Genomic DNA, 24,106 nt, shown 5'->3' on the forward strand with positions numbered 1-24,106 from the left:
CATTTATGTAAATGGCAAAATACCGTGCTAAGGAGACTAGTTAGAAATTATTCCCTAATAATTCGTCACCGATTAGCCCTGCCTTTAATAGTCTAATGATGTATAAAGGAGGTGACTCATGTGGGAGCAGTTGTAGATAAAAAATGGCTTGATCAACATTTAACTTCCCTACCATTATGGCAACAGAATGCATTTAAAGATTTTTCTACAATGATTGCAGATGAAGCGAATACCTTTCCCTGTATTCCTGCCAGAACAGGTTTTTTATCGAATCACCTTCGCTTCAGCTTTATCGGAGATCCCCGAGAGTTACAATCAGCTAAAGCGTTAGCAGATTGTTTAAAGGAATATGGACAGTGCGCTCGATCTGCTGGCAAATATACTTCACATGCTATTTTCTTTGAAACGCCACAGGATATGCTTGAAAATTATGAGGTAGAGGATTATAGAGCCCTATTTTGGACAGTGTTAAACAACATTACTGCATTTGACGAGAAAGAATGGCCTACAGAAATTCCCTCTGATCCATCTGTTCATACATGGGAATTTTGTTTTAATGGCGAGCCTTATTTTGTATTTTGTGCAACACCTGCCCACAAGCTTCGAAAAAGTCGCCATTTTGCAACATTGCTTATGGCCTTTCAGCCACGCTGGGTATTTGAGGATATTAATGATACAACTGTATTAGGTCAAAAATTAAAAAGGCTAATAAGAAAGCGCATCGATTTGTATGACGAAGTCCCTGGTCATCCAGACTTAAAATGGTACGGGCAACAGGACAATCATGAATGGAAACAATATTTTTTAAGCGATGATGAGCATAGTCCATTAAAATGTCCCTTTTTACGGGGGCATCTTCCATTAACTTTTTCAAAACAGAGAAATAATTAAACGGAGCTTTTGTTGCTCCGTTTTTTCATAACAATAAATGTCGCAACAGCAATGATGACGATAAAAAGCAGGCTTATATAAAAACCGAATCTGCTTGTTTTATCACCTAATGTACCCGAAACTGTAACTGCTATAAGTAGCATCCCAACTACATTTTTTACATGTTGCCACTTCGTTAATGTCATAAGCTTTGCATACGTCACTAATATAAAAAGCCAATTATAGATTAACATTAACCCAGCTGCTGTTATTAAATATTCAAAAATCTTTTCAGGTATCAGAAACCCTATCACAATCGTCATTATTAAACCGACTGTTAAAAAAAGAAATGCAGGGAATGGCACTTTCAGTTTTCCTTTTTTCGCTAATAGTGCAGGGGCATCATGATCTTCCGCTAAAGCTGTTAATATCGTAACTACTGCATATAAAGAAGCTACCATAGTCGAAAATCCAGCAATAATTAAAATGCCTGTTATGATATCTGCTACATATGGTAAGTGAAAATCTGCAAGAGCTGTAATGAACGGACTTTCATCTATTATAAATGTTTCCCACTGTACTAATGCAAGTGCACCTACGAGCGCAATGACGTAGATTGTTGTCAGAATCACAATCATTACTTTTCCAGCTTTTGGTGCCTGCTGTGGATCTTTTAAATCAATGACTAAGAGGCCCATCACTTCTATGCCACCAAAAGCAAAAAATGCATACAGTAGACCAAGCCATATCCCCTTTATCCCTTCAGAAAAGAAGCCTTGAAAGTTCGCTATTAAAGCATCTACTTGCTTAGGTTCACTATTTATCCCTTTTATTAGTAGGATGACAGCCACTACGATAAACATCACGACAGCAGCTGCCTTCATCGCCCCAAATATATTTTGAAACTTTTCAAAGCCTTTCATTCCAGTAAGTAAAATAAGCAAGCCAAGTGCGCCGAATCCAGCTGCAGTCATCCATAGCGGTAATGCAGGAAACCAAAATTGAGTAAAAATCCCCAATGCCATTAATTGACTTGCCATAATTAATATTTCCGAAATCAAATATACCCACCCATTACTAAAACCAGCCCAATTGCCAAATGCTTGTTTAGCATAAGTACGAAATGATCCTTTATCTGGATTGGCAACAGACATTTTCACAAGTGCATCATAAACAAGGTACGTTCCAATGGCTGCTAATATAAATGGAATTAAAATAGCAGGTCCACTTTTAGCAATTGCCATACTTGTACCTAGAAAAAAACCTGTCCCTAATGTACAACCGACACCTAATAGGGACAACTGCCACCAAGACATTTGGCCTTTGCTAGTTTTAGACTTCATTGCGATCACCCCTCTTACAACTTCCGCACCAATGGTAAGGTCATACAGCGAATACCACCGCCGCCTTTTTCAAGTTCTGTCACTTCGATTTCCACTATATTTTTCTTTTGTAATAGTGGATGGTTTTTAAATTGCTGTTTTGTAGCTTTTTTACTAACTAACAATGTCTCAGGATTTAAATTTAAAAAATTAATATCAGGAATCGTATTATATTTTTCTAACCAATAGACCTCAAAGCCATGACGATTAAAAAATTGCTCTGCCATATCAAAGCGAGTTGAACATGCGGTCATCACATACACAGGAAAATATCGCATAAAGCTTTTGGCTATCACAACATTTTCGTTTGCAACATTACAATTCATATCTAAGTGGAGTGTGTCAGAGCTTCGAGGCAAATCAATAATGCCAATTTCAGCAAAACCTGCTTCAAATAGTTTTTCCTTCACACGTTCCACACCCTGTTTCGATGTCCGAACGCCAATATTGATAAGTACTGCATCCTTATTCAACACCATCACATCTCCAAACTCTAATACATCCCCAGTTTCCTTCGATGCCTGAAAGTTTTTAGGAAACCAATTTTCAAGTATTGCATGAGCATGTCCATATTCAGGGCGTCTAATAGAACTACCTGCTTCGCCTGGCAGCATTTGATTGCCAAATACACATGCGAGATCGCGCACAAAATAACGATTTAGAAGCTGTTCGCTTAATTGCTTCGCTTCCCCTTGCAGTTCCGATGAGTAATCAATTACTTTCACACCTGCATGTTGTAAAGTACCTTTTAGCTCCATAAAATTCTCCATTGCTCGTGCATGTAAAACAGGTGCGCTCCATTGTACGTTTTCAGCTGTTTTTAAATCTGGCACATCTAAGCAAGAAGGCGCACAAAGCATAACAGCCGTAAGCTCTCCATGCTCTGACCAACAACTCGGTTGTATTGAATACATCTTGTTTTCTCCCTCTTTTCTTTACTATTACTGTTAGCCTTACCGTCAACTTTCAGATTATACGAAGCAACATTAACAAAAAAACACACCATAAACAATGGTGTGCCAAAGTGAGACAACACAAAAAAATTAAACTATAACAGTTGATTTTACAGCGTGTGGACGCTTTCCTCTGCTGTCGTGCCGCCCCATTGTGTGTTGTTTCCGCAATGTAGTGTGCTTTACGTAAAATATTCCAGCTTCGCATTTGGGAAAAATTTCTTCATGTAACCATAAAGATGTTCTTTAATGTCTTCCTCTTCCTCTTTTTGATAAATATATTTGCCAATTCCATATTTGCCCCACTTGTACCTTCTAGCTGTTTCATCCAATTCTAATTTCGTCATTGGATAATTTTTTTCAATAACTCTTTTCGCGGGCTTTGTAAAACGGTGCTGAATAAATTCAAAGGTAATATCATCCCGTACATCTTGCGGTAATTCAGCATCAAGACGTTCAAACATATGATAATAGCCTTCCTCCCAGCCGTCATGAAGATAAATTGGTGCCACAATAAAGCCAAGCGGATATCCCGCCCTCGCTACTTTTCCCGCCGCTTCAATGCGTAAATCTAATGGAGATGTACCTGGCTCAAAGTTTTTTATGACATAATCCGCATTTACACTAAAACGAAACCTCGTCCTACCATTATGCTTAGCATCTAACAAATGGTCGACATAATGGAATTTCGTTACAAATCGTAGCAACCCATGTTCACTTTGTCCAAAATGCTCAATGGCTCTTTTCAATGTATGTGTTAAATGATCAATCCCTACAATATCTGACGTACAAGAAGCTTCAAATCGCGTTATTTCAGGAGCTCGTTCTGCGATATAGTGATCTGCTGCCTCCAAAATTTCATCGACATTCACATACGTACGAATATATGGTTTACTGCCCATCGTTGTTTGTAAATAACAATAATGACAGTGCCCCATACATCCAGTTGCGAACGGAATAGCATATTCAGCTGACGGTTTAGATGTATCAAATTTGAGTGTCTTTCGTATCCCAACAACGAGCGTTGACTTAGCTATACGATATTTTTGCAAATCATTGTCACCTGGGAGATTCCGCACCTGATTATGAGAAGTCGTATAACGGATTTCCACACCCAGCTTCTCAAATTTCTCTTTTAATTCTTGTCCTAGTGGATAATCCAGCGCATCAGGCTCAAAATAAACGAGCTGAGGTGTAAATGGTTTTCTCATTCTCTACCTCCATTAATGAAAATATTGATGATACGCTTGCTCCGCATCCATTTCACTTCTAAAAATGACAAAGTCATTCGTTAATGGATAATACGTCTCAAATAGAAATAGCGCTAATTCATTTGGATTTTCTGGATTATTCACGACTGCAGCCTCCTGTATATTCGTTACATCTTGAATATGTGGATTGCGATAAAAAATATAAACAATATCTCCTGCATTATAAGTTTGCATGTGTACGTTCTCCTCCCAAACCATTTCATTTAGTTTGGCTTAAGTAGGAGGAAATTATGTTAGTCTTTTGCAAGCATCGTGTTCAAATATCACCATAAAACGGCTAGAATCCCCTTATATTTCATTTCTTTTTAATCGCTGCTCAAGTTTACTTAAAATAGTACATATGCCTCAATAAATCCATCCGTAATCATAATCATTGGATCTCTCCTTCTTTTTATCCTTTCACTTTAAAAGCTGGCCTTTACACTATGTCACCTATTATTATTTGAATTCCCGTAAAAACTGACCTCTATTTTTTTTGCAAAATTGATACTTTTAAATAGGCCAAGCCTTTGCTAAGGTTATCCTAGCATGCAGCATTGATTTACAAAGTACAGTTTTGCGCAACTATTCTTTGAGATTTATAAAGCAAAATAAGGAAGGTTTACAACTATGCAAAAAACAATAAACTATTCACATGCACGAACTTTTGATCTTATTCTATCCGCCATGTTAATTGCACTTGTGTTCGTGGCAACACTCACATTAAATATTAAACTGCCTATTAAAGCGAATGGTGGATTAGTTCATCTTGGCACAGGTATGCTGTTTACGGCATCTATTCTTTTTGGACCTAAAAAAGGAGCGATTGCAGGTGCAATTGGCATGGGTTTATTTGACGTCGTTTCTGGTTGGATGTTGTGGGCACCTATTACATTTGTGGCTCGTGGCTTGCAGGGCTATATTGTCGGAAAAATCGCTTGGTCGAACGGACGCAATGGACATAGTATTGCCTTCAATCTTTTTGCAATGATTATCTCAGTTCCATTCATGATAGCTGTTTATTATGTTGGTGAAGCTATTTTATATGCCAACTGGGTTGCACCGTTGACATCGATTCCTGGAGACTTAGTACAAAATATTCTCGGGATGATTGTAGCAATACCAGTTTGTATTTTATTGAAAAAAACACCGATTTTTAAATAAAATCTTGATTGTTGTCTATCGGCGATTTCTACCGACTTATCAGCGAATCAATTACTACGGCAAAAGGGATTAAGAATAGAAATCTTAATCCCTTTTGTTATTTTTATTGTAAAAAAGGGGTTCTTACTTTCGTCTTGCCATACTCTTCGAGCATCCCCTCCCTATGAAGCTGTTTGCCATAATTATAGTAGACTGCTTGCAATACTTATAAAATTGATTGGAGCGGAGGGCGGGCGACTCCTGCGGGGAAGCACAGTACGTAAGACGCAACAGACCGCGCGTTAGCGAGGGTTGCGGCTTACGGTGTGCCCGCGGAAAGCGCCCGCCTGTAGCGGAAATCAACCGCAGTAGTCATCACCTATATTAGTTTTAAATAAAAAAAGGACTATAGACAAATTCGAAAAACTTCGAGTTTGTCTATAGTCTGAAACACACTCGCTTTCACGAGTGTGTTTTATTATTTTGAAAGATCTATTTTTTTATTTAATAAGTGAATCGTCACACCGCCGACAGTCATTGATAATAACTCACCGACTCCAACGGTAAACCAAGTCGCCCAAAATGGTAAATCATATAGAATGGTTAATTGGCCTGCTACAGTGAACATCGATAAGGCAAAAATCAATGCTGTAATGACCATTTTCCAACTATCACTTTTAATATTTTTCGTTACTGATCGACAAAGAATTAATACTAGAAATGTTGCAATACCACCTATAGGTACATCAAGTATCCAAGTCGGTGACATAAAATTTGCTACGATTACGCCTAGTGTTACTGCTACTACGTAACGTTTATTGTACAGTGCCAAATAGTTGAACATCTCTGATAGACGTAGTTGGACTGCACCAAAGCTAATAACTGACAATACTACAGTTACAGCCACATACAAGGCTGCGACCAGTGCTACCTTTGTAAGTTCCCTTACAGAAGTACGCGATGAATCTTTTACAATAGATGTATTCAATTTACATTCTCCTTTGTAAAATAGCAATCTGCTATTTTAGTACTAACTACGACCAAAGGAAGAGAGCAAGATGCCCTAACTGAAGTGTCGTAGTGTAAGCTATTTTTTGCTTACTTGCGTATTATAGCAAAAGAATGTTAGATTGACCAACACTATTTCGCAATCCATCCGCCATCTATCGGTATCACAGATCCGTGCATATAATCAGCTGAATGACTCGCCAAGAATAGCGTTAAATTGGCAACTTCACTTGGTTGTGCCCATCGACCTGCAGGCGTTTCATCAGCAACCCATTTTGCCATTGCACCATCACCTTCAAAATCAGCTTTAGTCATCGGAGTTTGAATAGCACCTGGTGCAATGGCATTGGCACGTATCCCCTCACGGCAATAGTCTAAATCAAGTTGTTTCGTGTAGCCTACAATTGCATGTTTAGATGCTGTATATGCCGCACCGCCCCCACCTGCAATAAGCCCTGCAATTGACGCCATATTAACAATAATGCCAGCTTTTCGTTTTAACATATGGGGTAATATCGTATTTGTCACAAGAAAAGTACCTTTTACATTCGTATTCATAATCTTGTCCCATAGTGCCTCATCCGTATCAAGCGTTTTGGCAAAACCATCTAAGATGCCAGCAGTATTTAATAAAATATCCACTTCTTTAAAAATCCCTAATGCTTTTTCAACTGCTAGTTCTACATGATGTTTTTGACATACACTACCTACCATATAAGCAAAACATTGAGGGTATTGCTTGTATAAATTCAATAACCCTTGCTCCTCCATATCAAAACCGAAAACATTAGCCCCATTTTCTAAAAAAGCAATGGCTTGAGCTTGGCCAATACCTGAAGCGGCACCTGTTATAAAAACGGTTTTGCCACTATATTCTTCAAACTTCATAACATTTCTCCTCTATAAAAAGCAATCACTAATACGCATAACTTCTAAGCTATTAGGAGATTACCTTGACATCAAAAAAATAGCATACTAAGTAACACCTAGCATACTATTTTATCTTTACCCGAAGGTAATTTAGTTTACGATTTTCCAGTCTTCCGCTAATAAATCACAGACAGTTGGTGTGAACATTGTGTAGCCTTCACCGCGTACATTGATTAAAAAATAGGGGTTTAAATTTACACCCTCATGCTCGCTTTGTCCAACGAGCTTCACATATAATTCAGCACCGCCCCAACCTTCACGGATTACTTTGTCGCCCGCTTTTAAACGCGGTAATACTTCTTCAAATGTCATATAAAATCATCCTTTTTCACAATCTTTTCAAACTTTCCTTACAAAAAAGTATACTGGATAATTATTTTGTTTACAACTATAGCTAGTTCATTTATACTTTTCATTCTAACTACTTTTTTTGCCTTTAATGTGAGTCTCTTGATATAAAAAATAAAATGGTCACTAAAATTGAGGGTCGGCTACCCCTTTTATTTCAAAGCATTTTACTTGCCCTTTCCAACAAAAAAGAACCTTCAATCCAAGCTGGATCAAAGGTTCCTATTTTTTAATGACTAGTTTTTGTTTAGACCAAGTGTCTGCGCTGTTGAAGCATGAACTTCTTCAAGTAGCTCAGGGTTTTGTAGTAATGAGATACCGTATGAAGGAATCATTTCCTTTAATTTTGGCTCCCAATCTTTTGCTTGTTGTGGGAAGCATTTTTTGATAACTTCTAGCATAACGTGAACGGCAGTCGATGCACCTGGTGAAGCACCTAATAAAGCAGCGATTGAACCGTCTGCAGCACTTACTACTTCAGTACCGAATTGTAATGTTCCTTTACCGCCTGCTTCAGTATCTTTAATAACTTGTACACGTTGACCAGCAACTACAATATCCCAATCCTCACTTTTAGCAGTTGGGATAAACTCACGTAACTCTTCCATACGTTGATCTTTTGATAATAGAAGTTGTTGGATCAGGTATTTTGTTAATGACATTTCTTTAACCCCTGCCGCCAATAATGTTGTAATATTATGCGGTTTTACAGAAGCGATTAAATCCATGTTAGAACCTGTTTTCAAGAACTTTGGTGAGAAACCAGCGAATGGTCCAAATAATAATGATTTTTTATTATCGATAAAGCGAGTGTCTAAATGTGGAACAGACATTGGTGGCGCACCAACAGCAGCTTTACCGTATACTTTTGCATGATGTTGTTCAACAATTTCTTGATTTTTACATACCATAAATAATCCACTGATAGGGAACCCACCAATGTGTTTACCTTCAGGAATGCCTGATTTTTGTAGTAGCTCTAAGCTTCCTCCGCCAGCTCCAAGGAAGACGAATTTTGCTGTATGATACTCCATTTTACAACCATCTTTGTCATGCACTTTTAATTCCCATAAACCGTCTTTTGTACGTTTAATGCTTTCGACACTATGGTTGTAGTTGATATCAACATCTTTTTGTTTTAGGTGGTCAAATAAAATACGTGTTAGAGCACCGAAGTTTACGTCTGTACCAGTGTCAATTTTTGTAGCGGCAATGGCCTCATTAGCTGGACGGTCTTGCATAATAAGAGGAATCCATTCCATTAGTTTTTCTGGGTTATCAGAAAATTCCATTCCTTTGAAAAGAGGATTATTTGACATTGTTTCATAACGTTTTTTCAAATACTCAACATTTTTTTCGCCTCTTACCATACTCATATGTGGTAATGGCATAATAAAGTCTTGCGGATTTTGGATAAGCTTGTTTTTTACAAGATAAGACCAAAACTGCATCGAAACCTGGAACTGTTCATTAACATTAATCGCTTTGCTAATATCGATAGTCCCGTCTGGTTTTTCAGAAGTGTAGTTTAGCTCGCACAGTGCTGCGTGCCCTGTTCCTGCATTATTCCATTCATTAGAGCTTTCCTCACCGGCGTTTGAAAGTTTTTCAAACACAGTAATATTCCAGTCCGGTGCTAATTCTTTGAGCATTGTCCCCAAAGTCGCACTCATAATTCCGGCACCAATTAAGATGACGTCTGATTTAGTTACTCTGTTACTCATTTTTACCATCCTTATATTTTAAGATTTGCAGAAATGATGTAGGTGTAAACTAGTTACACACCTTTTCTGTATCAACTATAAACTTACAATAGTCTATCACAACTAATTAAAGAATAAAATATCTACTACAATATTATAGTAATAAACTAATCAAAAAGTAGTAAAAAGTGCGAAGTCAGCTTATAAAGTACTTTGTATAAACTAAAACTAAGCTATTGCCAATGTTTCCAAATGTATCACGATGGGTTGCCAATACATACACTATTTGTGCTAGTAGTCATCTTATTGAAAATAACATTAAATGAAGACATTTTAGTATGCTACTACTAAAATAATTTATCCATCGCTTTATAGATGTTAAACACTTCTTCGCTTCGCTTATTTAAAAAGCCCTAGAACTTTTAGTCTAATAGCTCGTAATCGACTCTATTTTACATGATTCACTAACATTCACAAGGTACCTTTAAACTAATTTTCGACTTTCTCGGCAGAATGTTTCATACGCTAAAATATGTATAGTACGCAGAGGCACTACTTTTTAAGCGAAAAATTACGTCCATTAATACATAACAAAATAGCAAAAGCTTTTGACATTTTTTATTTTGCTAGGCAAGAAATAAGAGGTTTTTCGTCACCTTCCTCCTTAGCTACTGTATACGCTTTCATCAAATCTATCAAGAGTTAAAGCTTCGATTTAATAATTTTCCTCCTTTCATTCAGCGAATTTTTTACCTTAATACTATTCAATTTATTTTCATGTTGTTATATAACACCATCTGCTCGACATAAATTTTACCATATAACAATCGAAATTATTAGAATATTTTATTTTTAAAAAATTATGCAAAGTTTCTGCTGTATACACGTATTCCTAAATAATTTCTACTTAAGTCAATATATCTACTTATTTTTTACCATTTGTTCTTATAATGCCAAAAAGGTAGGCCACCAATATATTAGGTGACATACCCTTTTAATTTTAGTATATCTGTTTTTTCCCTTCCTTTTATGTTTAAGTTAACACAAGGTAATACAGACACAATTTCACAGCAAAAGCGAAATGTTATGATTTCTAATTTTTTTATTTTATATAGTAGCTGTTTCCATCATTTTTTTCTCAATTGCTTTTTGTTCTGTGGCATTCAGGACTTTTTCAGGTAAATTGTTAGAAATTCGAATAGTATAACGACCATCTAATATAATTTTCTTTAAGTCAGTTATTGTATGGCAGTCTTGCTCTAGTTCATTGTAGATACAGCCATACTGTAAAAGATGGTGTGTATCACTTCCACCTATAACTGGTTTATTGTATGTTTTCGCAAATTGATAAACAAGTTGCGAATTTTCTTCAATGCCCATTGAATATAAATCTTTACCATTTAAATCGAACGCATCCAGCTTATTTAATAAAGTTGGATCAAGATGATACAACGGCGTACTTTTACGATACGGATGTGCGCCAATAATTAATAGTTCGTATTGCGCGACAAGTTCAAGTAACTGCGCAAACTTAATAAAGCTATCTTTGGCTACATATGGTTCTAACTTTGTACGTATTTCGCGAATGATAGCTCGGTCGGCCACAATTAAAATATGTCCCACCTCTTGAATATCTACTTCCATCCCAGGGAAAATTCTCACATTGTCTACTAAGTAGTAATTTTGAATATATGGATAAACCTCATCAAGTGTGTTATAGACATCAAAAAAATTACGTGTATTAAAATGTTCTGTTAAAGCGAAGCCAGAAAGACCATTTTCTTGCGCTGATTTCACCATGTTTCTAAAATAATCTAATGAAAACTCAACTTTTTTTGAAAGCTTACCATGTGTGTGAAAATCGAAATTCATTTAAATGCACATCCTTTTTAGTTTAATAGTAAATTCCTAATGTAAAACTACACCCAATATAAAAAATTGAGAAAACAATAAATAAGTAATCATTGCGCTTGAAAGTAAAGTAAGCTGTCTTCAGCTTTTTTACTTCTGTATTATTTGTAGCATGACTAAATCCTTTTGTTTCTAGTGCTTCAATAGTGGTTCTTGAACGCTTTGCCCCATTTAAAATAAGTGGATAAAATGATAAAACTAAGATTTTCATATAGTAGACCCCCATGCGCCAATATAAAAAACCCGTTTTTTCAGGTGCTTTGCCTCGTAATCGATACGACAGGATCACTTTATGAAATTCTTCCATTAAAGTAGGTAAAATGCGATAGCAATAAGACACACTAAACGAGACTTGAACAGGAACCCCTAAACGTATTAATGCATCACTAAACTTTTCAGGATCTAAACTCGTGAACACAGCTACGCTTGCTAATGATATAACTGCAAGCTTAATTGTCAGCCAAAACATTGGTTCGATTGATGCTAAATCTCCACCAAAAAATAAAGAGATAATAAATAATACAGCTATTTCACTAACTAACCCGACAAATAAAATGATTAATATAAGTGGACTTACGCGTGCTAAAATCGTCATTCCTACCATAAACAATAAAAAGCAAACTAATATCATTTCGTTATGGATAAACCATGGTACAATCGCGAAAAATAAATACCAGAAAACAAGTGTCCTTGGATCCAATCGACCTAAATAAGTGTCACCACTACCATAGGCTGTTTTTAATAGTTCTCCTTTTACATATTCCAATGAAAGCTTTTCAGATATGCTATTAAATATATTCATAAGCTTTATTCTCACTTCCTATAATGGTGAACTGTTGGCAAAAGTCTTCAACCGTATAAACTGGTTCAGGTAAACCCAGTTTCATACTCAGCTCTACTATTTGTGGCATCATTAGCCCCGCTTTTTGTAACACCAATTGATTATGGAAAATATCTTGACGATCCCCATCAGCAATAATTTCACCGTTATGCATTACGATAATTCTCGTCGCCCATTCTGACACTAACTGCATATCATGTGTAGCAATAATAACGGTTTTAACATGTTCTTTTAATGTTTCTAACATATGAACAACATGCTTTTTCGTGGCAATATCTAAATTGGCTGTTGGTTCATCTAGTAAAATAACACTAGGTTGCATAGCGGCACCAATTGCCAAAGATACTCTCCTTTTTTGACCACCACTTAATAGCCTCGCATCCCTTTCCTTTAAATCAGTAAGTGCGAAATCTTTTAATATTGTTTCAACTAAGACTTCGTAATCTTTCACTTTTCTAGCCTTTAAGAAAAGCTCAATCTCCCTTTTTACTGAATCCTCAATAAACATCTCCTCTGGATTTTGATACACATATGATACATATTTTCCTAATCTTTCAGGAGTCGCATTCGTTGTTGATGTATTTAAAACGGTTACTTGACCTTTCTGTGGTTTCACAATACCTGCTATTAGCTTGATTAATGAAGATTTACCAGCACCATTATTGCCAACAATCGCTATCCGCTCTCCCTCAAAAAAAGTAGTATTAATATTATTTAATACTTGTTTTTTCTGCTTTTTTAAATTGCGGAATTGCAAAGAGACGTGTTCCATATTGACGATTGCTTTCCTATCTTGTTTTAATTGGAAGTCAGATTTATTGGCTCTTGATGTGTTAGTGATTTTCGAAAATTTATTAAAATGTGCAATTCCTTCTTCTAACGTCATTGGTAGCTCTGGAGCCATTCCTCCCTCGCCTGCCATCAACCTCGCAGCTTGTGTAATTTGTGGTGGGTATATGTTATGACTAACTAATTCATCAACTTTGGATAAAGCTATCTTTACAGGCTCTTTCCATAAGATACGGCCCTTATCCATTAACACAACTGATTGACAATATTCAGCTATCAGTTCTGCATGATGCTCAATTACAATAATCGTCATCCCGAATTGTTCATTTAATTTTTTCAGCACTCGATACACTTCTTCGGCATGCTGTGGATCTAACTGTGCAACTGGTTCATCGACGATTAATATTTTAGGTTTCATAGCGAGAACACCTGCAATCGCTAATAAATGCTTTTGTCCCCCACTCAATTCCCAAATAAATTCATTTGCGATAGCAGTTAGCCCTGTTACATCTAGAGCCCATCGTCCTCTTTCTTTATAATCCGCTAAGCCATAATTCAACGGCACGAATGACGCATCATCTAAAACAGTTGGCCGCATAATTTGATTCTCAAAATCTTGGTATACATACCCTATATCTTGTGATAACTCTGCAACTGAAAATTGCGATGTATCACGATGTCCGACAGTTACTTTCCCTTCAAAATCACCAACATAAAATTTAGGAATAAGTCCGTTAAATGTTTTACATAATGTCGTTTTACCTGAGCCATTCCCTCCAATAATTGCAACAAATTCGCCTGCATTTACAGTGAGGTTGGCGTTATTTAAAACTTTATCTTCAGCGCCAGGGTATGTGAAGGACACGTCTTCAACTTGAATAATAGGCTTAACCAAGGTTTTCAAGCTCCTTTGTATTACGTTTTGATTTAGAACGCATTATGGCAACGACAAAGAATGTTACAAATATGGACAAAGCAATTGGTACCCAAATAAACCAATTACCGAAAGTAGCTAAAAAGTCAGGTTCCCATTCACCAAATGCCCACTCTGTTTCAGATAAAAATTCGGCAATTATAGCAGTAACAGCAAGTATGACGGAGACAACGACTAATTTAGGTGTCACAATGGCTCCTATTGTATATGTCATATTTTTGTTACGAGGTTTCATCCCTAGCAATGGTTCAATTTTGCCATACAAGCGCGGTACCAAATATAAAGTTGGTAATAGCGCAAATAAAATCCCTGAGAATAAAAGGTCATTTAACAGTGAGACACCTTCAATAATGACGATACTTTCTGCTAAACCTGAAACAGCCTCAAATTCATCTACACCAACCCACACTTTCCCAATATCCACAATCGTACCTAATAAGTGATGGACTAGAAGCCCCGCCATGACGGCAAATGTAACTTGTCTACGGTTTAAAGGATTACGCACTAAAATGCCTGCAATATACATACCTAACGAAAAGGTAATAAATTTTTCTACTTCTCCAATACCACCAAATTGTCCGAGCATTAATTCACCAAATATGATTTCCCCAAGTGAAGCTCCAATCGCAGCATAAAAAGGATGGAACAAAATACACAACGTTAATGGAATAAAAGCAAAATATTCTACAGATAACTCAATAAACCCTAATTGTAGTGAGGGAATTAATTCTGTAAACATGTTTGATAAGCCGTAAAGTGACATTGATAACACGAATACCATCATTTTTTGTGATTGCGTTAATTGATACGGGCGTTGAATTGACATTTTATCTACCTCCTTCTATTAATAATCCCAATATATAGGAGTACTGTTAACGGAATATGGAGCCATTGCAAAGGTTATGTAAATATTTTTTCAATTCGTTCTATTATGAAAAATAATTTTCATTTTAAAGAAAATATGTTTAAATGGAAGAAAGATTGGAGGCGTAAAATGGAGCAAAAACTTTTTGAGAATCAACATTTAACACCAAATGAAAAGACAATCGCTGATTTTATTGCAAAAATGGGTATGACTGTATTAACGTATACGGAAGATGAAATTGCCAAGTCACTACAAATAAGCAATGCTACTGTTTCACGTTTTTGGCGTAAAATAGGCTTTAAAAACTTTAAAGATTATAAAAACCACTATAAAGAAACGATGGATATTTCACCTGCAAACAAGTTAGGTAATATTATGGAACAAGTTAGTTCAACAACTATACATGCGCAAATGATGACAATGAGTGTAAAGCATTTAGAGCTCACACTAGCTCAATATAATGCTGTAGATTTTCAGAAAGCGGTACAGTCCATCGTCAAGGCGAAAACAATTTATATTTATAGCCCAGGCCCATCAGAAGGTTTAGGAAACTTATTAAATTATCGATTATCTCGCTTTGGATTCAATATTCAGGTGTTGCCAAAAAGCGGACACGAAATATACGAATCTATGTTGCATTTCTGCTATGGGGACGTATTATTCATGTTTGGGTTTGTGAAGCTCCATCCCGAATCTCGTGTTTTACTCGAACATGCAAAAAAACTTAATATGAAATCTATCGTTATGACGGATAGCATAGTATCGGATTTCAATATGCTCGCGGATCTATTACTATTTGCAAGTCGCGGCGAACTTTGGGAGTTCCATTCTATGATGGCACCAACATTTCTTATTGAAAATATTATTATTGCTGTCGGTAAAGAAACGGCTGAACAATCCATGATGAAATTAGAAATGTTGGATTCAATAAGGAAAGAATATAAAGATTTGTTACCACGATAACTGAACGTTTCAAATGCGAGTACTGACTAAATGGCATTTTAGAAAAATCATTACAGAAAAAAACGTTCATCCTGTTTGTGGATGAACGCTTTTTTATTTATTACTAATTCCCTTTTCATCAAACAGGATTTCAACATTTTCAGCAACTTGCTTTTGATCACTAGAATTGGACTTTTCAATTAAATCAAAGGACACTTTTTGCCCTTGTTTAAGAAATCTATAGCCGTCTGGAAATTGTTCTTTATTCGATAAAATCGAGCTAAAGTGAACAAAAACATGATTTTCATCTTCACCATTCAGCATTATACGACCATACCCCTTTTCTTCTTTATACCATTTAACAATTCCCTCTCGTTTCATATTTTATCAACCACCTATTTTTAAATTCACTTATTTACCTTCATTTTACAAAAAAGCAAGGGGCAAGTAAAAATCTTTCCAAAAATTCAGGCTTATATATAATCTTTTCATGTTGAATACTTAAATTTTTCACTACCTAAAGAGGATTTCCTAAAGTCGCTAAATCGGCTAATGGGATCTGTTTTACAATTTCATAGCCGTTCCCTTCACCTTTAGGCTTTACAATAACCATTCCCATATTCGAAATTTTCCCTAGTCCAACCCCACTTGGAAAGCTATGCGCTATAATAACTTGATTTGTGCCATGGGGCGGTATTTTTTCTAGTTGAGATTGGCTATTCTTCAAAATTTGCTGCTGTTCTATAGAGGATATATTCCCGCCTAGTTTATTAATTTCAAACCAAAAAGGATTAATTTGAATATACATTGCTGGAAATGCTAGCTGCGCTGTCTCAACTGTTCTACACATTGGGCTTGCAATAATGGGCGAATTAATTGGGATTTGCCAATAACGAAGCATTTGTCCAAAGTAAACGGCTTCTCTCCGACCGTAGTCTGATAAATTTCGTTGCGTATAACAGTATTGAAAATTAAAATATGGCTGGTCTTTACCAACTGTTGCTTCTCCATGTCTCACATATAAGTTGTAGCCTCCTGCTCTCAGTAAATTAAGAATTGGCTGTTCCAACTTCTTTCCCTCCTATCCTACGTTAAAGATTTACTGCTAATATATGACTTACATAGTTCATTACATGAGAATATTCGTAATCTATAAATTTACTCCAAAACAAAAAGCCCCCTACTTTATATAGGGAGCTAAACCAGATGTTTATGAGGCTCTATTCATGCAGTATATGCACTTATTGTTCTGCACTACTTCATTTTACTTTAAAGGAATAATTACAGTCGCTGTTGTTTCTAATTCTGATGTCGATTGTATAGAGATATTACCATTATATTTTTTGACAACTTCTTTCACGATAAATAACCCTTGCCCTCTAATTTTACCGAATTCAGTTTTTTTTGTTGTAAAGCCTTGTTTATATATTTGAGCTGGCTCAGATATTGACGGTCCTGTATTAATAATTTCAAAAACATACTTCAATTCATCGGCGTGACAACAAATGGTCATTTTACGTTCATTCTCTGGCAATTCGGTTGTGGCATCAATGGCGTTATCGATTAAATTCGATAGTAACTTAATTAGATCCGTTGTTTTAATCTTATTAAAAGCATTTTGTGAAACAGATATTTCCATCTCAATATTATGATTTTGGGCTGCAAGCTTTTTCGTTTGCAACAAGATCGAAAGCCCAGGATGATTGATATTTAATTTTAGTGATTTAATGGCCTGTACATCTTTCGATAATGATGACAAATATTGTTTTGCTTGCTCTTGCTCCCCTAATTGCAGAAGCCCATGTAAAACTTGTATATGGTTAGTAAAGTCATGTCGCAATGAAGATACAGAGGTAATTAACGCTTTTATTTCAGCTTGATATGTATCTTCAGTTACACCTACTTCTTTTGTCACTTCTTTTTGATACCATCTTTGTAAAAAGAAGAAAGAAGCAATAACGATTAAAATAAACAATCCATTATAAATAAACATAAGTAAATTATTTTCTAGAACTTTACCTTTAATGCCATTAACTTTATCAGCACCTATATCAATGCCGAGATAGCCAATAATTTGTCCATTTTCATTCTTAATAGGAGCTCCTACAGAAAGATAATCACCATGATCAGGATCCTCAATTACATTCGTAACATACGTTAATCCTTGATATGCTTGCTTAATTTGCTTTTCAGGCACAGTGCAAATTTGTCCTATTTCAAACCCTTCTGTGTAGTGATCTGGCACACCAGCAATCAACGCTTTAGACACTTTAGGATTATCAATTTCTAATGTATACACAAATAAGGCACCCAGTTTTTCTCTTGCATCATTTAAGTAGCTTCTTAATTCCCAATAATCTTTGCTTTCCACAGGATTATTTAAAAATTGCTCATACTGCTTGATATCGATTGATGATGCAATAGATATTGCCGCTTCCAAACTTTGGTTAGCAATGGACTCTTCTACAGTTTTTTTCATCTTCACATAAGAAGTGACTACATTTAAGCTTGTGAACAGTGATAATAATACTGTCGCTAATACTAATATAAGTTTAATTTTTCGTTTTTTCATACAAACTGGTACTTCCTCATCTACTGTATTAAATAATTAACATATATGAATTTACTACTGTAACAAATAATTATATGATAACTGCAATAATATTATACTATAGTAATTTTCGTTTTTTCATAATTGTTTTTAAAAAAATCCTTAAAAATATAACTTTTATTCAAGTCTATTTTTTAATACAATTTTAAATTATTATATTATAAAAAATAATTTTTCTTTCGAAAGTCGAAATAGCAATAAAACGAAGGGAGAATAGCCCAACAAAAGTTATGCCATTCCCCCTATTATTCTATTAAATTATAAACTAAGCATGGCGAATTAGATAGCCAGAAGTATTTTTCCTTTTATCGTTGTCGGAAGAAGAAGGTTACCCCTAATAAATTGATGTAGTGAAAACGTATGTGGTTCGCTATTTTCGCCAATCCCCACAATGACCTCAAGTTGATTTGGTGAGTATACGACTGTGTGTAATGTACCAAAATATCGTTTATATTGTTTAAAAAATAGTGGTGAATTTCCATCATTAAAATGATAAAAAGCAGATAAAGCAGTTGGGCATGCATTCGCCATAAAGCGATTGATATGGCGCTTGCGTTGTATCGAATTTTCAATATATGCTTTATTTTTCTCTTTCAATTTTTGCGATTCAAAATGATTTGTACAAGAAAATAAATGTTCTGCACAAACAATTTGCTCCGTTGGGGTAGCCTCTACCACAACCATTTTCCCACTTGTATCTGTCATGGAGTAGTTGTAGCAATAGCGATGTGGGATTTTTTTAAGTTGTGAAATAGCTTCCTCAATATTTTTACACTTCTCCAGTAATATTCGAACAATCGTTGAGGCAAGAAAGCCCTCTCCTTCCCATTGATTATTTACAAAGTGAAGTCCTACAACGAGCCCTTTTTCATTCATTCCATCAAGCCTACCAATTATTTGCTGGCTAAATCCAACGCTTGCATACCCTTCTGATGGATTAGAAAAAACGAGTCTTGCATCATATAAAGAAGGGCTAAAATCATAATTTCTCACATAAAACTCATCATGCACAAACGACGTACATCCCATTTCGGGAAATGTCATATTATATCCACTATACATTTTGATAATGGATTCATATGGCATGTCTAACCCCGTAGCTAAGCCTTTTATTTCCTGCAAAAGATTGGGCGAAACAACCTGTAATTCCTCTTGAGCCCTTTGTGCATTACAATTAGCTGATAAAGCAAGCAGTAGCTCCTCCTGCGCTAAATGAGCAGATCCTTGTATTTCCTTACTTTGTTGGAGACCGACATCATAAGCATCACCTATTAATGAAACGACACGCACTTTTAATTCTTCGTATTTTTTCAATTTGCATACCTCCTATACTCCAATCGGATGTTCCTATTATCGTAATCCTTCAAGTAACTGGAAGGTCAAGAGGCATCGCTATCGAAAAAATAAAAAAAAGTTGTCTTCCTTAAGAAGACAACTTTTAAAGTGACCAATTCATTAATTATAAGGTAAAGATAAATTATTTAAATATTGCCTTTAATTCTCTATTTACAATTATTTAAACAACCTATACCCATCATCTAAAGCTTTTCTTTTGCTTTAGATTTGAATGTTTTACAACACGTATCTGATGATTGACTTGCCGCCTCTTTAGACATCGACAACTCAAAATCAGAAGCAAACTCTGCATCATGTTTGTTATCGATACGTTTATCCATATCGATTGCTATCTTTTCAGCACCACAAAAGTTACCTTTGGCATGGAAAACACAATTTGATACAGCACAGCTTACTTGAACATTCGGCATAACTATCCACCCCTTGTGATTGGTCTAGAAAAATATAGATACGAATCTAATCCATACTCTTCATTAAGTATTTTGTCCAATCCAAGCGTTTTTACAAGCAAAGCACGAAAATAACTTCATTTAATCGTTTAGTGTAAATCAAACCTAGTGGGAATGAAGCTCAGAAAGACGCAAAACTTACGTATGAGCGTAGTTTGCGCCTTTTGTGTTGTGCTAAAAAATTATCATTAATTTTTCCTCGATGATGAACGAGTTTTATCTTGTGTTTGTAAAAATATTGGCCTTTTACTATTTCCATTTGGAGCAAGACGTATTAATGACTTTTTCAAATCAGGCCAACTTAAATTGGCGGCAACATTTAAGTATGGAACATTTAATACACGTATATTTGCCACATACATAAGAATAAAGAACACGGCCAAGAAGAAACCAAATAAGCCAAAAAAAGCAGCCATAAAAATAACAAATAAGCGGAAAATACTCATGGCAGTTACAAACGATTGATTAACTAGTGTATATGCCGAAATACTGGAAATGGCAATTACGACAATCATTGATGGACTGGTAATACCTGCCTTGATTGCTGCATCTCCAATTATTAAACCGCCTACAACACTCATGGTTCCACTCAATAGAGATGGTAAACGGAGACTTGCCTCGCGGAATATTTCAAACATAAATAACATAAGTAATATTTCCAATAAAGTAGGGAAAGGCAGTCCTGTTCTTGATTGCACAATGGTTGCTAAAACTAGTATTGGCAATTGCTCCTGATGGTAGGTCGATAAAGCCAACCAAAAACCTGGTGCAAGTATACTTATTAATATACCTACAATTCGCAGGAGGCGCTCAAGAGAGCTTACAAAAACAGGATATTCATTATCCTCCCCCGATTTAAAGAGTAAAAAAATATTAGCTGGGGTAATAATCGCATAGGATACCCCATCAACTAAAATAATAATACGCCCTCTACTTAATGCTTGTATTGCAAAATCAGGTCGACCAGTATAATCATGATGCGGCAAAATTTTCGCTGTATTTTCTACTCTCTCCATTAATATGTCGCCACTAAACACAACATCTGTATCAACTTTACGTAATTGCTTTCTAATTTCATCCACCATAGTTTTATCTGTAATGTCGTCCATATAAAGAACAGCGACTGTTGTTTGAGACCGCTTGCCAATTTCCATCGTCTCCACACAAAATGATTTAGTTGGTAGTCGCTTACGAATTAAAGCAATATTAATAAATACATCTTCTATAAAATTGTCTCTCGGCCCTTTTATAATTACTTCTTCTGCTGTTTCTGAAGGCACTCGATTCGGCTTTTTAGCAATTTTACTTGAAAATAAAATTTTCTCCTCTTCAAAGTAAAGTAATGCATACCCAGAAAACACACGACGAATAGCTTCATCTGTATTTGATATTTTTTGGAAATTAGGAATGTGTAATTTATGTTTTAGCTGATCTTCTAGTGATGTTGGTGAGGCATCCTCGAAAAAAGCTTCAACTCGATCTATAATAACCTTATTCAATAAAAACGGATCGAACATCGCATCACATGTAATAAAATGTACGTTATGTTGGTGAAAGGAATAGGATTGAAATTTTACGTCAGCAGAGAGTTTAAATAGTTCTTTTAACGTTTTTAATTCGAATTCTTGTTTCAATGATTGAATATTCCTCATCTCCCACTCACTAGTTTCATACTAAAATTCCATAAACATATATTTCCCAATGCCCAATAAATTATGCAATATACACGTGATCTTTCATGGAAATTTTAATACATCGGTATTTCAATCATTTTAACTAATTAGTTTCTGTAAGTTCGCCATTTCAATAGCTGATATTGCTGCATCATAGCCTTTATTCCCTGACTTTGTTCCAGCTCGTTCCACTGCCTGTTCAATATTTTCGGTTGTAACAACGCCAAAAATAACTGGTACGTTTGTGGCAAGAGACACATTTGCTATGCCTTTTGCTGATTCGTTACAAACATAATCATAATGTGTTGTAGAGCCACGAATAACTGTACCTAAACCAATAATGGCATCATATTTTTTTGTTTCAGCTAATTGTTTTGCGATAAATGGAATTTCAAATGCACCTGGTACCCACGCAACATCAATTAACTCTTCGTCTACACCGTGACGCTTTAAGCCATCTAATGCGCCACTTAATAATTTACTTGTAATAAATTCATTGAATCGACCAACTACTACCGCTATTTTTAAATCATTGCCAATCAATTGTGCTTCAAATGTTTTTCCCATAATGGATTCTCCTCTTTACACTATAAGTGAATTTTTTCCTTGGATTTGTTGACGGCGATATGCTGCTAATGCATCAATCGATATCATTATTAATTGGTGTTTTTTTGCATATTTAACTAAATCATCGTAGCGTAACATTTCACCATCATCCCCCATAATTTCACAAATTACGCCCGCTTGTATGCTTTTGCAAAGCTTCGCTAAATCGATTGTAGCCTCAGTATGTCCTCTGCGTTCTAACACACCATTTTCCTTTGCTATCAGGGGAAATACATGACCAGGTCTACGAAAATCAGTCGCTTGTGCTTGTGGCGATAGCATTTTCTGAATCGTCAAAGCACGTTCATAGGCGCTAATACCTGTTTTTGTATCTTTATAATCAATACTTACGGTAAATGCCGTTTGATGATTGTCTGTATTATTTCCGACCATTGGAGGCAATGCTAATTGTTGTGCAAGCTGCTGTGAAATCGGCGTACAAATAAGCCCTCTTCCATATGTAGCCATAAAGTTTATCGTTTCTGGTGTCATGAACTCTGCAAGGGCAAGTAAATCACCTTCATTTTCACGGTCTTCATCGTCCACGACAACAATCATTTTGCCTTGTTTTAAATCTGCAATTGCTTCTTCAATTGAATGTAGCAAAATTGCCACCTCCTAATAAACTTCCATTTATTGTCCGTTCTATACTTTCTAAACAAGCTAAAAGCCATGCTTTGCTAAGTAATCTTTCGTAATGGCCGATGTTTGCTGACCACGCTGGAGCTGATGCATAATGTATTTGCCAACTAAATCGGTTTCTATATTGACTAATGCCCCAACATTTTTTATTCCTAGAACTGTTTCCTCGTATGTGTGCGGAATAAGAGATACGGTAACACTGTTTTTATCCACATAGAAGAGCGTTAAGCTTGTTCCATCAATTGTGATTGAACCTTTAGGAATACAATAGCTCGTTAATTGTTCTGACAGTGCTATATCGATGTAGACTGCATTGGCCATTGGACGTTTGCGTAAAATTTTCCCCACACCGTCAACATGACCTGAAACAAAATGACCGCCAAAACGCCCGTTTGCAGGCATCGCTCGCTCTAAATTTACTGCATTCCCAACAACCAGTTGCTGCAAATTTGTCGCTTTCACCGTTTCAGGCATTACGTCCATTGTTAATTCCTGCTCATTATATTGTGTGACTGTCAAACATACGCCATTGACAGCTATACTATCTCCTAGCTTTACGTCAGATACTATCTTTGGCGAAGTAACAGTTATTTTCATACTTTGCCTATCGTTTTGCAAGGTTTTTACTGTACCAATATCCTCAATAATACCTGTAAACATTTTTCCACCAACTTTCTAATTTTATATTTCGACCTGTAATTGCCTAAACGAGCTAAACAAAAAACCCCTTATTAACAAAGGGGTTTGGGAGTTCTAATAAATAAGACGTCACGAAATAAACCTAGTGGATATGATATTTTTCCACAGGCTACCATCTCATTGTTCTTCTCCCATCCAGACTATAACTGTCGGTTTTGGATTTGCACCAAATCAGCTTGCGCTCACGGACTTTGAATTACT

General features: G+C 35.8%; 23 protein-coding genes and 1 pseudogene. 3 read left to right on the forward strand and 21 right to left on the reverse strand.

Annotation, left to right across the window (positions count from 1 at the left end; all coding sequences use genetic code 11):
* The first annotated feature begins 120 nt into the window (after window positions 1-120).
* Window positions 121-891: a YqcI/YcgG family protein gene (locus ACIQ1H_RS09515; protein ID WP_402888349.1), complete on the forward strand. Its 771-nt coding sequence runs from the start codon at window positions 121-123 to the stop codon at window positions 889-891.
* Here ACIQ1H_RS09515 and ACIQ1H_RS09520 read toward each other — a convergent pair.
* The 4 genes from ACIQ1H_RS09520 to ACIQ1H_RS09535 all read right to left on the reverse strand — a co-directional run bounded on the left by ACIQ1H_RS09520 (window position 888) and on the right by ACIQ1H_RS09535 (window position 4,650).
* Window positions 888-2,213, reverse strand: coding sequence for an amino acid permease (locus ACIQ1H_RS09520; protein WP_402888351.1), 1,326 nt, complete (start codon window positions 2,211-2,213; stop codon window positions 888-890). The two genes, ACIQ1H_RS09515 and ACIQ1H_RS09520, sit on opposite strands and share 4 nt — an antisense overlap.
* 14 nt (window positions 2,214-2,227) lie before the next feature.
* Window positions 2,228-3,166: an arginine deiminase family protein gene (locus ACIQ1H_RS09525; protein WP_402888352.1), complete on the reverse strand. Its 939-nt coding sequence runs from the start codon at window positions 3,164-3,166 to the stop codon at window positions 2,228-2,230.
* Between the two features lie 221 nt (window positions 3,167-3,387).
* Window positions 3,388-4,416 (reverse strand): spore photoproduct lyase, encoded by a 1,029-nt coding sequence (splB, locus tag ACIQ1H_RS09530; protein WP_402888354.1) that lies wholly within the window; start codon window positions 4,414-4,416, stop codon window positions 3,388-3,390.
* 12 nt (window positions 4,417-4,428) lie between these two features.
* Window positions 4,429-4,650: a transcriptional regulator SplA domain-containing protein gene (locus ACIQ1H_RS09535; protein ID WP_402888356.1), complete on the reverse strand. Its 222-nt coding sequence runs from the start codon at window positions 4,648-4,650 to the stop codon at window positions 4,429-4,431.
* A 435-nt stretch (window positions 4,651-5,085) separates the two neighbouring features.
* Between ACIQ1H_RS09535 and ACIQ1H_RS09540 the strand changes: the two genes are divergently transcribed.
* Entirely contained in the window at window positions 5,086-5,619 is a 534-nt protein-coding gene (locus tag ACIQ1H_RS09540) for an ECF transporter S component (RefSeq protein ID WP_402888358.1), read from the forward strand.
* 457 nt (window positions 5,620-6,076) lie between these two features.
* Here the strand turns inward: ACIQ1H_RS09540 and ACIQ1H_RS09545 are convergent, their stop codons facing one another.
* The 8 genes from ACIQ1H_RS09545 to ACIQ1H_RS09580 form a co-directional block, all read right to left on the reverse strand.
* Complete coding sequence (locus ACIQ1H_RS09545; RefSeq protein WP_402888360.1) at window positions 6,077-6,586, reverse strand: QueT transporter family protein; 510 nt, start codon at window positions 6,584-6,586, stop codon at window positions 6,077-6,079.
* Window positions 6,587-6,738: 152 nt separating this feature from the next.
* Window positions 6,739-7,494 (reverse strand): 3-oxoacyl-ACP reductase, encoded by a 756-nt coding sequence (locus ACIQ1H_RS09550; RefSeq protein ID WP_402888362.1) that lies wholly within the window; start codon window positions 7,492-7,494, stop codon window positions 6,739-6,741.
* 132 nt (window positions 7,495-7,626) lie between these two features.
* Window positions 7,627-7,848 (reverse strand): DUF2829 domain-containing protein, encoded by a 222-nt coding sequence (locus ACIQ1H_RS09555; protein ID WP_173478534.1) that lies wholly within the window; start codon window positions 7,846-7,848, stop codon window positions 7,627-7,629.
* A 272-nt stretch (window positions 7,849-8,120) separates the two neighbouring features.
* Complete coding sequence (locus ACIQ1H_RS09560) at window positions 8,121-9,608, reverse strand: malate:quinone oxidoreductase (RefSeq protein ID WP_173478533.1); 1,488 nt, start codon at window positions 9,606-9,608, stop codon at window positions 8,121-8,123.
* 1,086 nt (window positions 9,609-10,694) lie between these two features.
* Entirely contained in the window at window positions 10,695-11,459 is a 765-nt protein-coding gene (locus ACIQ1H_RS09565; RefSeq protein ID WP_402888364.1) for a PHP domain-containing protein, read from the reverse strand.
* A 22-nt stretch (window positions 11,460-11,481) separates the two neighbouring features.
* The gene (locus ACIQ1H_RS09570; RefSeq protein ID WP_402888366.1) at window positions 11,482-12,300 is read right to left on the reverse strand and encodes an energy-coupling factor transporter transmembrane component T family protein; all 819 of its coding nucleotides are present in this window, start codon (window positions 12,298-12,300) and stop codon (window positions 11,482-11,484) included.
* On the reverse strand, window positions 12,287-14,023 hold the full coding sequence (locus ACIQ1H_RS09575) for an ABC transporter ATP-binding protein (RefSeq protein WP_402888368.1): 1,737 nt from the start codon (window positions 14,021-14,023) through the stop codon (window positions 12,287-12,289). Before ACIQ1H_RS09575 ends, ACIQ1H_RS09570 begins: the two co-directional genes overlap by 14 nt.
* Window positions 14,016-14,888 (reverse strand): DUF8171 family membrane protein, encoded by an 873-nt coding sequence (locus ACIQ1H_RS09580; RefSeq protein WP_402888370.1) that lies wholly within the window; start codon window positions 14,886-14,888, stop codon window positions 14,016-14,018. Before ACIQ1H_RS09580 ends, ACIQ1H_RS09575 begins: the two co-directional genes overlap by 8 nt.
* Window positions 14,889-15,056: 168 nt before the next feature.
* On the opposite strand from ACIQ1H_RS09580, the gene ACIQ1H_RS09585 reads away from it, so the two are divergent.
* Entirely contained in the window at window positions 15,057-15,890 is an 834-nt protein-coding gene (locus tag ACIQ1H_RS09585; protein WP_402888372.1) for a MurR/RpiR family transcriptional regulator, read from the forward strand.
* 93 nt (window positions 15,891-15,983) lie between these two features.
* On the opposite strand, the gene ACIQ1H_RS09590 is transcribed toward ACIQ1H_RS09585, so the two are convergent.
* From ACIQ1H_RS09590 to ribE, 9 genes and pseudogenes are all read right to left on the reverse strand, one after another.
* Window positions 15,984-16,250: a cold-shock protein gene (locus tag ACIQ1H_RS09590; protein ID WP_402888374.1), complete on the reverse strand. Its 267-nt coding sequence runs from the start codon at window positions 16,248-16,250 to the stop codon at window positions 15,984-15,986.
* Window positions 16,251-16,386: 136 nt separating this feature from the next.
* Window positions 16,387-16,938, reverse strand: a complete 552-nt coding sequence (locus tag ACIQ1H_RS09595; protein ID WP_402888376.1) for a histidine phosphatase family protein — start codon at window positions 16,936-16,938, stop codon at window positions 16,387-16,389.
* 195 nt (window positions 16,939-17,133) lie between these two features.
* Window positions 17,134-18,441, reverse strand: coding sequence for a Spo0B domain-containing protein (locus tag ACIQ1H_RS09600; RefSeq protein WP_402888378.1), 1,308 nt, complete (start codon window positions 18,439-18,441; stop codon window positions 17,134-17,136).
* A 318-nt stretch (window positions 18,442-18,759) separates the two neighbouring features.
* Window positions 18,760-19,794, reverse strand: a complete 1,035-nt coding sequence (locus ACIQ1H_RS09605) for a C45 family autoproteolytic acyltransferase/hydrolase (protein ID WP_402888380.1) — start codon at window positions 19,792-19,794, stop codon at window positions 18,760-18,762.
* Between the two features lie 224 nt (window positions 19,795-20,018).
* Window positions 20,019-20,246: a DUF1540 domain-containing protein gene (locus ACIQ1H_RS09610; RefSeq protein WP_173478523.1), complete on the reverse strand. Its 228-nt coding sequence runs from the start codon at window positions 20,244-20,246 to the stop codon at window positions 20,019-20,021.
* Between the two features lie 227 nt (window positions 20,247-20,473).
* On the reverse strand, window positions 20,474-21,928 hold the full coding sequence (locus tag ACIQ1H_RS09615) for a spore germination protein (protein WP_402888585.1): 1,455 nt from the start codon (window positions 21,926-21,928) through the stop codon (window positions 20,474-20,476).
* A gap of 129 nt (window positions 21,929-22,057) precedes the next feature.
* Complete coding sequence (gene ribH / locus ACIQ1H_RS09620) at window positions 22,058-22,525, reverse strand: 6,7-dimethyl-8-ribityllumazine synthase (protein WP_173478521.1); 468 nt, start codon at window positions 22,523-22,525, stop codon at window positions 22,058-22,060.
* 51 nt (window positions 22,526-22,576) lie between these two features.
* Window positions 22,577-23,170, reverse strand: a pseudogene (ribB, locus tag ACIQ1H_RS09625) (3,4-dihydroxy-2-butanone-4-phosphate synthase); the annotation flags it as partial.
* Between the two features lie 57 nt (window positions 23,171-23,227).
* The gene (gene ribE / locus ACIQ1H_RS09630; RefSeq protein ID WP_402888382.1) at window positions 23,228-23,866 is read right to left on the reverse strand and encodes a riboflavin synthase; all 639 of its coding nucleotides are present in this window, start codon (window positions 23,864-23,866) and stop codon (window positions 23,228-23,230) included.
* Between the last annotated feature and the right edge of the window lie 240 nt (window positions 23,867-24,106).

Origin of the sequence: Lysinibacillus sp. NPDC097279, assembly GCF_044761745.1 — a bacterium.
Lineage (GTDB): Bacteria > Bacillota > Bacilli > Bacillales_A > Planococcaceae > Lysinibacillus.

Excerpts from the sequence above, each read along its gene's own strand:
- ACIQ1H_RS09535 (WP_402888356.1), bottom strand. The coding sequence starts at position 4,650 with ATGCAAACTTATAATGCAGGAGATATTGTTTATATTTTTTATCGCAAT.
- ACIQ1H_RS09525 (WP_402888352.1), bottom strand. The coding sequence starts at position 3,166 with ATGTATTCAATACAACCGAGTTGTTGGTCAGAGCATGGAGAGCTTACG.
- ribH (WP_173478521.1), bottom strand. The coding sequence starts at position 22,525 with ATGGGAAAAACATTTGAAGCACAATTGATTGGCAATGATTTAAAAATA.
- ACIQ1H_RS09570 (WP_402888366.1), bottom strand. The coding sequence starts at position 12,300 with ATGAATATATTTAATAGCATATCTGAAAAGCTTTCATTGGAATATGTA.
- ACIQ1H_RS09520 (WP_402888351.1), bottom strand. The coding sequence starts at position 2,213 with ATGAAGTCTAAAACTAGCAAAGGCCAAATGTCTTGGTGGCAGTTGTCC.
- ACIQ1H_RS09610 (WP_173478523.1), bottom strand. The coding sequence starts at position 20,246 with ATGCCGAATGTTCAAGTAAGCTGTGCTGTATCAAATTGTGTTTTCCAT.
- ribE (WP_402888382.1), bottom strand. The coding sequence starts at position 23,866 with ATGTTTACAGGTATTATTGAGGATATTGGTACAGTAAAAACCTTGCAA.
- ACIQ1H_RS09555 (WP_173478534.1), bottom strand. The coding sequence starts at position 7,848 with ATGACATTTGAAGAAGTATTACCGCGTTTAAAAGCGGGCGACAAAGTA.
- ACIQ1H_RS09600 (WP_402888378.1), bottom strand. The coding sequence starts at position 18,441 with ATGAAAAAACGAAAAATTAAACTTATATTAGTATTAGCGACAGTATTA.
- ACIQ1H_RS09550 (WP_402888362.1), bottom strand. The coding sequence starts at position 7,494 with ATGAAGTTTGAAGAATATAGTGGCAAAACCGTTTTTATAACAGGTGCC.
- ACIQ1H_RS09540 (WP_402888358.1), top strand. The coding sequence starts at position 5,086 with ATGCAAAAAACAATAAACTATTCACATGCACGAACTTTTGATCTTATT.
- ACIQ1H_RS09560 (WP_173478533.1), bottom strand. The coding sequence starts at position 9,608 with ATGAGTAACAGAGTAACTAAATCAGACGTCATCTTAATTGGTGCCGGA.
- ACIQ1H_RS09565 (WP_402888364.1), bottom strand. The coding sequence starts at position 11,459 with ATGAATTTCGATTTTCACACACATGGTAAGCTTTCAAAAAAAGTTGAG.
- ACIQ1H_RS09585 (WP_402888372.1), top strand. The coding sequence starts at position 15,057 with ATGGAGCAAAAACTTTTTGAGAATCAACATTTAACACCAAATGAAAAG.
- ACIQ1H_RS09580 (WP_402888370.1), bottom strand. The coding sequence starts at position 14,888 with ATGTCAATTCAACGCCCGTATCAATTAACGCAATCACAAAAAATGATG.
- ACIQ1H_RS09590 (WP_402888374.1), bottom strand. The coding sequence starts at position 16,250 with ATGAAACGAGAGGGAATTGTTAAATGGTATAAAGAAGAAAAGGGGTAT.
- splB (WP_402888354.1), bottom strand. The coding sequence starts at position 4,416 with ATGAGAAAACCATTTACACCTCAGCTCGTTTATTTTGAGCCTGATGCG.